The 13704-nt window shown below is 57.7% G+C and carries 13 protein-coding genes, 1 rRNA gene and 1 riboswitch; of the genes, 7 read left to right on the top strand and 7 right to left on the bottom strand.

Annotation, left to right across the window (positions count from 1 at the left end; translation table 11 throughout):
- From thiS to IB212_RS01140, 5 genes are all read right to left on the bottom strand, one after another.
- The gene (gene thiS / locus IB212_RS01120; protein ID WP_028015101.1) at nucleotides 1-201 is read right to left on the bottom strand and encodes a sulfur carrier protein ThiS; all 201 of its coding nucleotides are present in this window, start codon (nucleotides 199-201) and stop codon (nucleotides 1-3) included.
- Nucleotides 185-940: a HesA/MoeB/ThiF family protein gene (locus IB212_RS01125; RefSeq protein WP_041911592.1), complete on the bottom strand. Its 756-nt coding sequence runs from the start codon at nucleotides 938-940 to the stop codon at nucleotides 185-187. The genes thiS and IB212_RS01125 overlap by 17 nt, the downstream gene beginning before the upstream one ends.
- Nucleotides 933-1568, bottom strand: a complete 636-nt coding sequence (gene thiE, locus IB212_RS01130; RefSeq protein WP_047363707.1) for a thiamine phosphate synthase — start codon at nucleotides 1566-1568, stop codon at nucleotides 933-935. Before thiE ends, IB212_RS01125 begins: the two co-directional genes overlap by 8 nt.
- Nucleotides 1568-3463 (bottom strand): phosphomethylpyrimidine synthase ThiC, encoded by a 1896-nt coding sequence (gene thiC, locus IB212_RS01135; protein WP_041911590.1) that lies wholly within the window; start codon nucleotides 3461-3463, stop codon nucleotides 1568-1570. The genes thiE and thiC overlap by 1 nt, the downstream gene beginning before the upstream one ends.
- A 79-nt stretch (nucleotides 3464-3542) precedes the next feature.
- Nucleotides 3543-3652, bottom strand: a riboswitch (TPP riboswitch).
- 54 nt (nucleotides 3653-3706) lie between these two features.
- The gene (locus IB212_RS01140; protein ID WP_028015105.1) at nucleotides 3707-4204 is read right to left on the bottom strand and encodes an Rsd/AlgQ family anti-sigma factor; all 498 of its coding nucleotides are present in this window, start codon (nucleotides 4202-4204) and stop codon (nucleotides 3707-3709) included.
- Between the two features lie 95 nt (nucleotides 4205-4299).
- Between IB212_RS01140 and nudC the strand changes: the two genes are divergently transcribed.
- From nudC to IB212_RS01170, 6 genes are all read left to right on the top strand, one after another.
- Nucleotides 4300-5073: an NAD(+) diphosphatase gene (gene nudC / locus IB212_RS01145; RefSeq protein WP_047363705.1), complete on the top strand. Its 774-nt coding sequence runs from the start codon at nucleotides 4300-4302 to the stop codon at nucleotides 5071-5073.
- A 38-nt stretch (nucleotides 5074-5111) separates the two neighbouring features.
- Entirely contained in the window at nucleotides 5112-6176 is a 1065-nt protein-coding gene (gene hemE / locus IB212_RS01150; protein ID WP_028015107.1) for a uroporphyrinogen decarboxylase, read from the top strand.
- 9 nt (nucleotides 6177-6185) lie between these two features.
- Nucleotides 6186-6857, top strand: coding sequence for a deoxyribonuclease V (gene nfi / locus IB212_RS01155; RefSeq protein WP_010425928.1), 672 nt, complete (start codon nucleotides 6186-6188; stop codon nucleotides 6855-6857).
- 41 nt (nucleotides 6858-6898) lie between these two features.
- On the top strand, nucleotides 6899-7489 hold the full coding sequence (locus IB212_RS01160; RefSeq protein ID WP_045630298.1) for a YjaG family protein: 591 nt from the start codon (nucleotides 6899-6901) through the stop codon (nucleotides 7487-7489).
- 186 nt (nucleotides 7490-7675) lie between these two features.
- On the top strand, nucleotides 7676-7948 hold the full coding sequence (gene hupA / locus IB212_RS01165; protein WP_002445246.1) for a nucleoid-associated protein HU-alpha: 273 nt from the start codon (nucleotides 7676-7678) through the stop codon (nucleotides 7946-7948).
- An 11-nt stretch (nucleotides 7949-7959) separates the two neighbouring features.
- Complete coding sequence (locus IB212_RS01170; RefSeq protein ID WP_028015109.1) at nucleotides 7960-8652, top strand: DUF1481 domain-containing protein; 693 nt, start codon at nucleotides 7960-7962, stop codon at nucleotides 8650-8652.
- Nucleotides 8653-8699: 47 nt separating this feature from the next.
- On the opposite strand, the gene purD is transcribed toward IB212_RS01170, so the two are convergent.
- Both purD and purH read right to left on the bottom strand, forming a co-directional pair.
- Nucleotides 8700-9992, bottom strand: coding sequence for a phosphoribosylamine--glycine ligase (gene purD / locus IB212_RS01175; protein ID WP_059357734.1), 1293 nt, complete (start codon nucleotides 9990-9992; stop codon nucleotides 8700-8702).
- A gap of 15 nt (nucleotides 9993-10007) precedes the next feature.
- Nucleotides 10008-11597, bottom strand: a complete 1590-nt coding sequence (gene purH / locus IB212_RS01180; RefSeq protein WP_041911585.1) for a bifunctional phosphoribosylaminoimidazolecarboxamide formyltransferase/IMP cyclohydrolase — start codon at nucleotides 11595-11597, stop codon at nucleotides 10008-10010.
- A gap of 560 nt (nucleotides 11598-12157) precedes the next feature.
- Here purH and IB212_RS01185 point away from each other — a divergent pair.
- Nucleotides 12158-13697, top strand: a 16S ribosomal RNA gene (locus tag IB212_RS01185).
- Nucleotides 13698-13704 lie beyond the last annotated feature (7 nt).

A 13704-nucleotide genomic window follows, 5' to 3' on the forward strand; every position in this document is an offset into this window, starting at 1 on the left:
TCAGCCCCCTGCGATAACCTGAAACAGCAGGATCTGGTCGCCTTCATTGACCTGCTGAAGTTCCCACTGCTCGCGCGGCAGGATCTGTTGATTGAGCGCCAGCGCCGTTCCCGGCTTGAGCTGGCGCAATTTGTCGAGCAGGGCGGCAACGGTGAGACCGTCGTCGCACGTCATCGGCTCATCGTTAAACAGAATGCGCATCGTGGCCTCCGCATACCGGGCAGTGGCTGGCGCGGTGTAGTGCCAGATGGCGCCAGCCGCTGGAGCGGGCGTCGAACAGCCGGAGCGTGTTGCGTTCCGTCTCCATGCCGCTGAGCAGCTTGATAGCCTCCAGTGCCTGAAGGGTACCCATCACGCCCACCACCGGGCCAAGAATGCCTGCCGTGCGGCAGTTACGCTCCGGTTCAGCCTCGTCCGGCCACAGGCAGCGGTAACAGCCCTGCGCCCACGGCGGGGTCAGGACCATTATCTGCCCGCCGAACCCCACCGCGCTGGCGGTGATAAGCGGCGTGTTCTGTGCAACACAGGCCGCGTTGATGGCCTGGCGCGTCGCCATGTTGTCCGTGCAGTCCAGCACCGCGTCGGCAAGGGCAACTTCACGTTGCAGCTCGTCTCCGCTAAGCCGCGTCTGGAGCGCAATCAGTTCGATATCCGGATTAAGCTGGTTAAGCCGCTGCCGGGTGATCTGCGCTTTAGGCTGGTTAACATCTTCAGTCGTGAAGAGGATTTGCCGTTGCAGGTTGCTGAGGTGCACTTCGTCGTCATCGGCCAGCACCAGCATGCCCACGCCCGCACCGGCCAGATACAGCGCGGCGGGGGCGCCTAATCCGCCCAGGCCGACAATCAGTACCCGGCTGGCGAGCAGCTTTTGCTGCCCGTCAATGGCAATATCCTCCAGCAGGATCTGGCGGCTATAGCGCATAAAATCGCGGTCATTCATCGCCTGCTCCTGCCAGCTGTAAAAGCTGCGCGGTGGCGGACCGCCAGTCTGCCGCCTGGGTGATAGCGCTGACGACGGCGATACTGCCGACGCCGGTCTCCAGCACCGCCGGGGCGCGTTCAAGGCTGATTCCACCGATGGCGACGGTCGGGTAATCGGCAAGGCGCTTAACGTGGCTCGCCAGCTGCGTCAGACCCTGCGGGGCAGAAGGCATCTGCTTGGTTTGCGTCGGAAAAACGTGACCGAGGGCGATGTAGGAGGGACGGGCCGCCAGGGCCACGTCGATCTCCATGTCATCGTGCGTTGACACGCCAAGACGCAGCCCGGCTTCACGGATTGCGCTCAGATCCGTTGTTTCCAGGTCCTCCTGACCCAGATGCACGCCGTACGCCCGGTGCTTAACGGCCAGCCGCCAGTAGTCGTTGATAAACAGGCGAGCAGTGTAGCGATGCCCCAGCGCGATGGCGGCGGCGACGTCGGCCTCCACCTCTTCATCACGCTTATCTTTGATGCGTAGCTGGAGGGTGCGAACGCCGGCCTCCAGCAGGCGTTCGATCCACTCCACGCTGTCCACCACCGGGTAAAGTCCTAAGCGAAAGGGCACGGAGGGGAAATCGGGCTTGTACATTACGCCTCCTCTTTTTTGAGGTAAATTTCGCCGCCTCTGGCGCGGAAGGTTTCCGACATGTCCGCCATACCGACTTCAATGGTCTGCGCGGCGGCGTAATCCCGCACCTCCTGGCTGATTTTCATCGAGCAGAATTTTGGCCCGCACATGGAGCAGAAGTGCGCCACCTTGCCCGACTCCTGCGGCAGGGTCTCGTCGTGGTAGGCGCGGGCGGTGAACGGATCCAGCGCCAGGTTAAACTGGTCTTCCCAGCGGAATTCAAAGCGCGCTTTGGACATGGCGTTGTCGCGGATTTGCGCGCCCGGGTGGCCTTTCGCCAGATCCGCCGCGTGGGCGGCAATTTTATAGGTAATCAGTCCCTGCTTTACGTCCTCTTTGTTGGGCAGGCCGAGGTGCTCTTTCGGCGTCACGTAGCAGAGCATGGCGCAGCCAAACCAGCCGATCATCGCCGCGCCAATCCCGGAGGTGAAGTGGTCGTAGCCCGGTGCGATATCTGTGGTCAACGGCCCCAGGGTGTAGAACGGCGCTTCGTGGCAGTGCTCCAGCTCCTCGGTCATGTTGCGGCGGATCATCTGCATCGGCACGTGGCCCGGGCCTTCAATCATCACCTGCACGTCGTACTCCCAGGCGATTTTAGTCAGCTCGCCCAGGGTGTGCAGCTCGGCAAACTGCGCTTCGTCGTTGGCATCGCGGATGGAGCCAGGACGCAGGCCGTCGCCCAGCGACAGGGAGACGTCGTACGCGGCGCAGATTTCGCAGATCTCGCGGAAGTGCTCGTAGAGGAAGTTTTCCTGATGATGGGACAGGCACCATTTCGCCATGATGGAGCCACCCCGCGAGACGATGCCGGTCAGACGTTTCGCCGTCATCGGCACGTAGCGCAGCAGCACGCCCGCGTGGATGGTGAAGTAGTCCACGCCCTGTTCCGCCTGCTCCAGCAGCGTGTCGCGGAACGCTTCCCAGGTGAGGTTTTCAGCAATGCCGTTGACCTTCTCCAGCGCCTGGTAAATCGGGACGGTGCCAATCGGCACCGGGCTGTTACGCAGGATCCACTCGCGGGTTTCGTGGATGTAGCGGCCAGTGGAGAGGTCCATCACCGTGTCCGCCCCCCAGCGCGTGGACCAGACCAGCTTTTCCACCTCTTCTTCGATGGACGAGGTGACGGCAGAGTTGCCGATGTTGGCGTTGACCTTCACCAGGAAGTTGCGGCCGATAATCATCGGCTCCGATTCCGGGTGGTTGATGTTGGCGGGGATAATGGCGCGGCCGGCGGCCACTTCGTCACGTACAAACTCCGGCGTGATGTTCTCCGGCAGGCGAGCGCCAAAGCCTTCACCCGGATGCTGGTGGCGCAATATTTCGCTGCGGATGCGCTCGCGGCCCATGTTTTCGCGGATGGCGATGAACTCCATCTCCGGCGTGACGATACCCTGGCGCGCGTAGTGCAGCTGGGTTACGCACTTGCCCGCTCTGGCGCGTTTTGGCGTCAGCAGGCCGGTAAAGCGCAACTCGTCCAGGCCGTCGTCGGCCAGGCGTTCTTTGGTGTACGCAGAACTGCGTACGCTCAGTTCTTCGCAGTCGTTACGCGCCTCAATCCACGGCTGGCGCAGCTTTGCCAGACCTTGCTGCACGTTGATAGCAACATCAGGATCGCCGTATGGGCCGGAGGTGTCATACACCGGCACGGCTTCGTTGTCTTCATACTGCGGATTCTCTTTGCTGCCGCCGATAAGCGTCGGGCTGAGCTGGATTTCGCGCATCGGCACGCGGATATCGGCCTGTGAACCGGTGATGTAGATGCGTTTCGAGTTCGGGAAAGCGGTGCCTTCCAGGGTGTCGATGAAGTGTTGGGCCTGTGCACGCTGTTCGCGGCGGGTCAGTTTTGTTGTAGACATAGCTCATTCCAGAAGTGAAGGACATGGCTTGTCAGACGACGGATGAAGCAAGAGGAGATCGCCCCAGGGGCGATACAACAGCAGCGTGACTCTTGTTCCCTTCGCAGGTATTAACCTGATCAGGTTCCGCGGATCCCGAATTAACGGTCTCAGCCCGTGCTTACACACTGGGCACTCCGACAAGAAAAATCCCCCTCCGCAGAGGGGCGACTGGTTGTAAATTACTCGTTAACGGTTAAGAACTCAAGCAGGGCGCGCAACGTTATCGCTGCTGCTGATATTCAGGTTGTTATCCAGTACGAGGGCGATGAGCTTATCTTCCAGCGTGAATCGCTCTTCCAGCGCTTCGCCCAGGTCGGACAGCGCCTGCTGGAACTCAAGATAGTTATCGTGATCGATGGCGTTCTCGAGCGTGGAATCGTAATAGTCCATGATCTGCTGGGTATTGGCTTCCAGCTGCGGACAGAGTTTGCTGGCCGCTAAATACGGCGTTGTCCCTTCCATTTCGCGGATAATGCGTTCATAAATGTTGAAATGGCCGTCGGAGAGGTAGTCGACAAGGCTCTGACAAAAATCATCCAGCGCTTTTTCGTTCAGCCGCATAAAGGATTCTTTGCCAGGCTTAAGACCGACCAGATTGTAATACGCCACAAGGAGATGCTTGCGCACATGTAGCCAGCGATCCACCAGGGTGTTACTTCCTCCAACGCGCTCAGTCAGGCTTTCCAGCTGGTTTAACATGGTCGACTCCATAAGGTTTAGAATGGGATCTGCTTATCCAAAATGTAACCACAATGCTAACAACATGTCAGTGAAGCGAAGGTAGTGCAATAGATATGGATCGTATTATTGAAAAATCAGATCTGGGTTGGTGGATCGTCAGCCACGAACAAAAATTATGGCTGCCCTCAGGAGAGTTGCCCTACGGTACCGCGGAAACGTTCGATCTGGTGGGCCAGCCCGCGCTGAAGATCGGCGAGTGGCAGGGCGATCCCGTGTGGTTGATCCAACAGGCGCGCCGTCAGGATATGGGATCCGTACGTCAGGTGTTAGATCTGGACGTCGGCCTGTTCCAGCTGGCGGGGCGGGGCGTGCAGCTGGCGGAGTTTTACCGTTCGCACAAATATTGCGGTTACTGCGGCCACACCATGCATCCAAGCAAAACCGAATGGGCGCTGCTCTGCGGCCACTGCCGTGAACGCTACTATCCGCAAATCGCGCCGTGCATCATCGTCGCCATCCGCCGTGATGATTCCATCCTGCTGGCGCAACATACCCGTCATCGCAACGGCATTCATACCGTCCTCGCCGGGTTCGTCGAAGTAGGCGAAACGCTGGAGCAGGCGGTGGCGCGCGAGGTGATGGAGGAGAGCAGCATCAAGGTGAAGAACCTGCGCTACGTGACCTCCCAGCCGTGGCCGTTCCCGATGTCTCTGATGACCGCGTTTATGGCGGAATATGACAGCGGTGAGATTGTTATCGACCAGAAAGAGCTGCTGGAGGCGAACTGGTACCGCTACGACAATTTACCGCTGTTACCCCCTCCGGGAACGGTGGCGCGTCGCCTGATAGAAGATACCGTGGCAATGTGTCGGGCCGAGTATGAGTAGTGTTACACTGACGGACTGACGCAATAAGGAACTGCAAAATGACCGAACTGAAGAACGATCGTTATCTGCGTGCGCTGCTGCGCCAGCCCGTTGATGTCACCCCGGTGTGGATGATGCGCCAGGCGGGACGCTATCTGCCAGAGTACAAAGCCACGCGCGCGCAGGCGGGCGATTTTATGTCGCTGTGCAAAAACGCCGAGTTGGCCTGTGAAGTGACGCTCCAGCCGCTGCGCCGCTTCCCGCTGGATGCCGCCATTCTCTTTTCGGACATTCTTACCATTCCGGACGCTATGGGCCTGGGGCTCTATTTCGAAACCGGCGAGGGCCCGCGCTTTACCTCGCCGATCAAAAGCAAAGCCGACGTCGATAAGCTGCCGATCCCCGATCCGGAAGGCGAGCTGGGCTACGTGATGAACGCCGTGCGCACCATTCGTCGCGAACTGAAAGGCGAAGTGCCGCTGATTGGGTTCTCCGGCAGCCCGTGGACGCTGGCCACCTACATGGTTGAAGGCGGCAGCAGCAAAGCCTTCACCATGATTAAAAAGATGATGTACGCCGAACCGCTGGCGCTGCATGCGCTGCTCGATAAGCTGGCGAAGAGCGTTACGCTCTACCTCAACGCGCAGATTAAAGCGGGTGCGCAGTCTGTGATGATTTTCGACACCTGGGGCGGCGTGCTGACCGGACGTGATTATCAGCAGTTCTCCCTGTACTACATGCACAAAATCGTTGACGGCCTGCTGCGTGAAAACGACGGTCGCCGCGTGCCGGTAACGCTGTTCACTAAAGGCGGTGGTCAATGGCTGGAAGCGATGGCGGCCACCGGCTGCGACGCGCTGGGCCTCGACTGGACCACCGATATTGCCGATGCGCGCCGTCGCGTGGGCGACAAAGTGGCGCTACAGGGCAACATGGACCCGTCCATGCTCTATGCTCAGCCTGCCCGCATCGAAGAGGAAGTGTCGACTATACTGTCTGGTTTCGGCCAGGGTGAAGGCCACGTCTTTAACCTCGGCCACGGCATTCATCAGGATGTGCCGCCTGAACACGCAGGCGTATTTGTGGAGGCGGTGCATCGGCTTTCTGCCCAGTATCACAAGTAAGGAGTGGTTATGGATCTCGCGTCGCTACGCGCTCAGCAAATCGAACTGGCTTCATCGGTGATCCGCGAGGATCGTCTGGATAAGGATCCCCCGCAGTACATTGGCGGGGCGGACGTCGGGTTCGAGCAGGGCGGTGAAGTGACGCGGGCGGCGATGGTGGTGCTGAAATACCCGTCGCTGGAGCTGGTGGAGTACAAGGTGGCGCGTATCGCCACCACCATGCCCTATATTCCCGGCTTTCTCTCCTTCCGCGAATACCCCGCGCTGCTGGCCGCGTGGGAGCAACTCTCGCAAAAACCTGACCTCCTGTTTGTTGACGGGCACGGTATCTCCCATCCGCGTCGCTTAGGCGTCGCCAGCCACTTTGGTCTGCTGGTGGACGTGCCGACCATCGGCGTGGCGAAAAAACGCCTGTGCGGCGCGTTTGAGCCGCTTTCTGCCGAACCGGGCGCGCTGGCGCCGCTTATCCATAAAGGCGAGCAGCTGGCGTGGGTCTGGCGCAGTAAAGCGCGCTGTAATCCGCTGTTTATCGCCACCGGACATCGGGTGAGCATGGACAGCGCGCTGGCGTGGGTGCAGCGCTGCATGAAGGGCTACCGGTTACCGGAGCCAACCCGCTGGGCTGACGCCGTTGCCTCTTCACGTCCGGCATTCATTCGTTGGCAGGAAATTCAGCCGTGATTCAGGTAAACTGCGGCTAATTTTCGATTCGAGACATCATCATGTTACAAAACCCGATTCATCTGCGCCTTGAGAAGCTGGAAAGCTGGCAGCACGTGACGTTTATGGCTTGCCTGTGCGAGCGCATGTATCCCAACTATGCCGCGTTCTGTAAGCAAACGGAGTTTGGCGAAGGCCAGATTTATCGACGTATCCTGGATTTGATCTGGGAGACGCTGACGGTGAAAGACGCAAAGGTGAACTTCGATTCACAGCTCGAAAAGCTGGAAGAGGCGATCCCGGTGGCGGACGATTACGACCTGTACGGCGTTTATCCGGCAATCGACGCCTGCGTGGCGTTGAGCGAGCTGATCCACTCCCGTCTGAGCGGTGAAACCCTGGAACACGCCATTGAAGTCAGCAAGGCATCCATTACCACCGTTGCGATGCTTGAAATGACCCAGGAAGGCCGTGAAATGACCGACGAGGAGCTGCGTGCTAACCCGGCGGTTGAACAGGAATGGGATATTCAGTGGGAAATTTTCCGTCTGCTGGCGGAGTGTGAAGAACGTGATATTGAGCTGATCAAAGGGCTTCGCGCGGACCTTCGCGAGGCCGGTGAGAGCAATATTGGTATAATTTTTAACCAATGAGACAACAAAACGTGATTTAACGCCTGTTTTGTCACTCCTCGACTCTTCCCTTTCGCCCCCCGTCTGGTCTACATTTGGGGGGCGAAAAAAAGTGGCTATCGGTGCGTGTATGCAGGAGAGTGCTTTTTTGGCATTTTCGTCGCACTCGATGCTTAGCAAGCGATAAACACATTGAAAGGATAACTTATGAACAAGACTCAACTGATTGATGTAATTGCGGACAAGGCTGATCTGTCTAAAGTGCAGGCTAAAGCTGCTCTGGAATCTACCCTGGCTGCTATTACTGAGTCTCTGAAAGAAGGCGATGCTGTACAACTGGTTGGTTTCGGTACCTTCAAAGTGAACCACCGCGCTGAGCGTACTGGCCGCAACCCGCAGACCGGTAAAGAAATCAAAATCGCCGCAGCTAACGTGCCGGCATTTGTTTCTGGTAAAGCACTGAAAGACGCAGTTAAGTAAGACGCGTGGCAGTGAACAGTTTTAACGAAGGGGCGGCAACGCCCCTTTTGTCATTCTGGCGTGGCACGCTCGCGCTGGCAGGCGTACTGTTGCTGTCTGCCTGTAGCCATGACTCCTCACTCCCCCCGTTTACCGCCAGCGGCTACGCTGACAACCAGGGTGCGGTCAGGATCTGGCGCAAAGATTCCAGCGATGAAGTCCATATGCTCACCGCATTCAGCCCGTGGCATAACGGCAACACCTCGACCGCAGAATACCGCTGGCAGGGCGATGCGCTGTCGCTCATTGAACTGAATATCTACAGTAAGACTCCCGAACACGTGAAGGTGCGTTTCGACGACCACGGCGAGCTGAGCTTTATGCAGCATGAAGTCAGCGGGTTGAAACAGCAGCTTTCCAGCGATCAGGTCGCCCTTTACCGCTACCGCGCCGAACAGCTCCGTCAGACCAGCGACGCGCTGCGTCAGGGCCGCGTGGTGCTGCGCCAGGGGCGCTGGCATGCCGATGGCACGGTGACCACCTGCGAAGGGCAGACCGTAAAGCCTGAACTTGAATCCTGGGCAACCGAACACATTCAGCGCCGTCAGCGGCATTCGTCTATGGAAGTGAGCGTGGCGTGGCTTGAGGCGCCGGAAGGCTCTCAGCTGCTGCTGGTGGCGAACGAAGACTTCTGCACCTGGCAGCCGACAGAGAAAAGTTTTTGATTTAAGTTCCCTCTCCCTTGAGGGAGAGGGTCAGGGTGAGGGGGAAATTACTCCCCCTGCTCCCGCGCAATAGCACGATAACCGATATCCTGACGGCTGAAGCTGCCGTTCCAGTGAATATCCGCCATCAGCGCATAGGCGCGTTTCTGCGCTTCTGCCACGGTCTGGCCCAGCGCGGTCGCACACAGCACGCGGCCGCCGTTGGTGAGCACGCGGTCATCGTCAGCCAGCTTCGTACCGGCGTGGAACACCTTCGCGCCGTCAATCTCTTCCAGCGGCAGGCCGTGGATCTCATCTCCGGTGCTGTAGTTCCCCGGATAGCCACCCGCAGCAATCACCACGCCCAGAGACGCACGCTCGTCCCACTCTGAGGTTTTCTCGTCCAGCTTGCCTTCGCAGGCCGCCAGGCACAGATCCACCAGGTCGGATTTCATGCGCAGCATGATCGGCTGGGTTTCCGGATCGCCGAAGCGGCAGTTGAATTCAATCACCTTCGGGTTACCCTGCTTGTCGATCATCAGGCCTGCGTAAAGGAAACCGGTGTAGGTATTGCCTTCCGCCGCCATGCCCTTCACGGTAGGCCAGATGATGCGGTCCATGGTGCGCTGATGCACCTCATCGGTAACAACGGGAGCAGGGGAGTAAGCACCCATCCCGCCGGTGTTGGGGCCGGTATCGCCATTGCCCACGCGCTTGTGATCCTGGCTGGTGGCCATCGGCAGAACGTGCTCGCCGTCGACCATTACGATAAAGCTCGCCTCTTCGCCGTCGAGGAACTCTTCGATCACGATGCGGTGGCCCGCGTCGCCAAAGGCGTTGCCTGCCAGCATATCCTGAACGGCCGCTTCGGCTTCTTCGAGCGTCATCGCCACGATAACGCCTTTCCCGGCGGCCAGACCGTCGGCTTTGATGACAATCGGCGCGCCTTTTTCACGTAACCAGGCCAGAGCAGGCTCCACTTCGGTGAAGTTCTGATATTCCGCCGTTGGGATATTATGACGCGCAAGGAAATCTTTGGTGAAGGCTTTGGAGCCTTCCAGCTGTGCGGCACCTTCCGTTGGACCGAAGATTTTCAGGCCCGCTGCGCGGAACGCATCCACCACGCCAATTACCAGCGGCGCTTCCGGGCCGACGATGGTCAGGTCGATTTTTTCGCTCTGGGCAAAGCTCAGCAGCGCCGGGATATCGGTCACGCCGATAGCCACGTTCTGCAGCGCGGGTTCCAGTGCGGTACCGGCGTTACCCGGTGCCACGAAGACGGTTTTAACCTGCGGAGACTGCGCCGCTTTCCACGCCAGCGCGTGCTCGCGCCCGCCGTTACCAATCACTAATACTTTCATTTTCTGCTCCGGGAATTAATGGCGGAAGTGGCGCATGTCGGTGAAGATCATTGCGATGCCATGCTCGTCGGCAGCGGCAATCACTTCGTCATCACGGATTGAACCGCCAGGCTGGATCACACAGGTGATGCCCACAGCAGCGGCCGCATCGATGCCGTCGCGGAACGGGAAGAAGGCGTCAGAGGCCATGGCGGAGCCTTTCACTTCCAGGCCTTCGTCACCGGCTTTGATACCCGCGATTTTCGCCGAGTAAACGCGGCTCATCTGGCCTGCGCCTATTCCGATGGTCATGTTCTCTTTGGCGTAGACGATGGCGTTGGATTTCACGAACTTCGCCACTTTCCAGCAGAACAGTGCGTCACGCAGTTCCTGTTCGGTTGGCTGACGTTTGGTGACGACACGCAGATCGGCTTCGCCCACCATACCCAGATCGCGGTCCTGAACCAGCAGGCCGCCGTTCACGCGCTTGAAGTCCAGGCCTGGAACGCGCTCTGCCCACTGGCCGCAAACCAGTACGCGCACGTTCTGTTTCGCCGAGGTGATTTTCAGCGCTTCTTCGGACGCGGATGGCGCGATGATCACTTCGACAAACTGGCGAGAGATAATGGCCTGCGCGGTCTCAGCATCCAGCTCGCGGTTGAAGGCAATAATGCCGCCGAATGCGGAGGTCGGGTCGGTTTTGTAGGCGCGATCGTAGGCATCCAGAATAGAGGTGCTTACCGCAACGCCGCACGGGTTGGCATGCTTGACGATAACGCAGGCCGGCTCGCTGAACTCTTTCACGCATTCCAGCGCGGCGTCGGTGTCGGCAATGTTGTTATAGGAAAGGGCTTTGCCCTGAACCTGCTGGGCGGTCGCAACGGAGGCTTCTTTTACCTCTTCTTCTATATAGAAGGCAGCCTGCTGGTGGCTGTTCTCACCGTAACGCATATCCTGCTTCTTAATGAAGTTCAGGTTCAGGGTGCGCGGGAAGCGGCCAGAAGGATCTTTGCTTTCACCGTGGTAGGCAGGAACCAGGCTACCGAAGTAGTTGGCAATCATGCTGTCGTACGCGGCGGTGTGTTCGAACGCCTTAATCGCAAGGTCGAAGCGGGTTTCGAGAGTGAGGGAGCCGTCGTTAGCATCCATCTCATTAATAATGGCGCTGTAGTCGCTGCTCTTCACCACGATGGCCACATCTTTATGGTTCTTCGCCGCGGAGCGCACCATGGTTGGGCCGCCGATATCAATATTCTCAACCGCATCTTCCAGAGAGCAGCCTTCGCGGGCGACGGTCTGGGCGAACGGGTAGAGGTTAACAACGACCATATCGATAGGCGCGATATCATGCTGTTCCATAATACCGTCGTCCTGACCGCGACGGCCCAGAATGCCGCCGTGCACTTTCGGATGCAGGGTTTTGACGCGTCCATCCATCATTTCCGGGAAACCGGTGTAGTCGGACACTTCGGTTACCGGCAGACCTTTATCTGCTAACAGGCGAGCGGTACCGCCTGTAGAAAGCAGCTCCACACCGCGTGCGGAAAGTGCCTGAGCGAATTCGACGATACCGGCTTTATCAGAAACACTGAGCAGAGCGCGGCGGACTGGACGACGTTGTTGCATGGTAAATCCCCTGGATTTCACGATTACAGAGAGCGTTAGATGAATTTTCCAGCGAAAAACTCATCTAACACACCTGACGAGGCCTCCTTGTTAAGCGCGAGCATTTTAACGAAAACGTTTGCGCAACGCTCGCATATTTTCACTTTTTCGAAGCGCTGTGGATAACTCTGTGTGTAAAAGGGTATAAGGCGGGGTTTTGCTGGGGAATGCAGCAGTCAGTCATTTTTCTGTCATTTAGCGGTTGCGGCCCGCGGAGAACTCCCTATAATGCGCCTCCATCGACACGGCGGATGTGAATCACTTCACAGTTAACCCGGTCGGTTGAAGAGAAAAAATCCTGAAATAACGGGTTGACTCTGAAAGAGGAAAGCGTAATATACGCCACCTCGCAACGGTGAGCGAAAGCCGCGTTGCACTGCTCTTTAACAATTTATCAGACAATCTGTGTGGGCACTCAAAGTGACATGGATTCTTAACGTCCTCGGACGAAAAATGAATACCAAGTCTCTGAGTGAACATACGTAATTCATTACGAAGTTTAATTCACGAGCATCAAACTTAAATTGAAGAGTTTGATCATGGCTCAGATTGAACGCTGGCGGCAGGCCTAACACATGCAAGTCGAACGGTAGCACAGAGAGCTTGCTCTCGGGTGACGAGTGGCGGACGGGTGAGTAATGTCTGGGAAACTGCCTGATGGAGGGGGATAACTACTGGAAACGGTAGCTAATACCGCATAACGTCGCAAGACCAAAGAGGGGGACCTTCGGGCCTCTTGCCATCAGATGTGCCCAGATGGGATTAGCTAGTAGGTGGGGTAACGGCTCACCTAGGCGACGATCCCTAGCTGGTCTGAGAGGATGACCAGCCACACTGGAACTGAGACACGGTCCAGACTCCTACGGGAGGCAGCAGTGGGGAATATTGCACAATGGGCGCAAGCCTGATGCAGCCATGCCGCGTGTATGAAGAAGGCCTTCGGGTTGTAAAGTACTTTCAGCGGGGAGGAAGGCGGTGAGGTTAATAACCTCATCGATTGACGTTACCCGCAGAAGAAGCACCGGCTAACTCCGTGCCAGCAGCCGCGGTAATACGGAGGGTGCAAGCGTTAATCGGAATTACTGGGCGTAAAGCGCACGCAGGCGGTCTGTCAAGTCGGATGTGAAATCCCCGGGCTCAACCTGGGAACTGCATTCGAAACTGGCAGGCTAGAGTCTTGTAGAGGGGGGTAGAATTCCAGGTGTAGCGGTGAAATGCGTAGAGATCTGGAGGAATACCGGTGGCGAAGGCGGCCCCCTGGACAAAGACTGACGCTCAGGTGCGAAAGCGTGGGGAGCAAACAGGATTAGATACCCTGGTAGTCCACGCCGTAAACGATGTCGACTTGGAGGTTGTGCCCTTGAGGCGTGGCTTCCGGAGCTAACGCGTTAAGTCGACCGCCTGGGGAGTACGGCCGCAAGGTTAAAACTCAAATGAATTGACGGGGGCCCGCACAAGCGGTGGAGCATGTGGTTTAATTCGATGCAACGCGAAGAACCTTACCTACTCTTGACATCCAGAGAACTTAGCAGAGATGCTTTGGTGCCTTCGGGAACTCTGAGACAGGTGCTGCATGGCTGTCGTCAGCTCGTGTTGTGAAATGTTGGGTTAAGTCCCGCAACGAGCGCAACCCTTATCCTTTGTTGCCAGCGGTTAGGCCGGGAACTCAAAGGAGACTGCCAGTGATAAACTGGAGGAAGGTGGGGATGACGTCAAGTCATCATGGCCCTTACGAGTAGGGCTACACACGTGCTACAATGGCGCATACAAAGAGAAGCGACCTCGCGAGAGCAAGCGGACCTCATAAAGTGCGTCGTAGTCCGGATTGGAGTCTGCAACTCGACTCCATGAAGTCGGAATCGCTAGTAATCGTGGATCAGAATGCCACGGTGAATACGTTCCCGGGCCTTGTACACACCGCCCGTCACACCATGGGAGTGGGTTGCAAAAGAAGTAGGTAGCTTAACCTTCGGGAGGGCGCTTACCACTTTGTGATTCATGACTGGGGTGAAGTCGTAACAAGGTAACCGTAGGGGAACCTGCGGTTGGATCACCTCCTTACCTTAAA

Origin of the sequence: Enterobacter sp. E12, assembly GCF_014596715.2 — a bacterium.
GTDB classification, from domain to species: domain Bacteria; phylum Pseudomonadota; class Gammaproteobacteria; order Enterobacterales; family Enterobacteriaceae; genus Enterobacter; species Enterobacter bugandensis.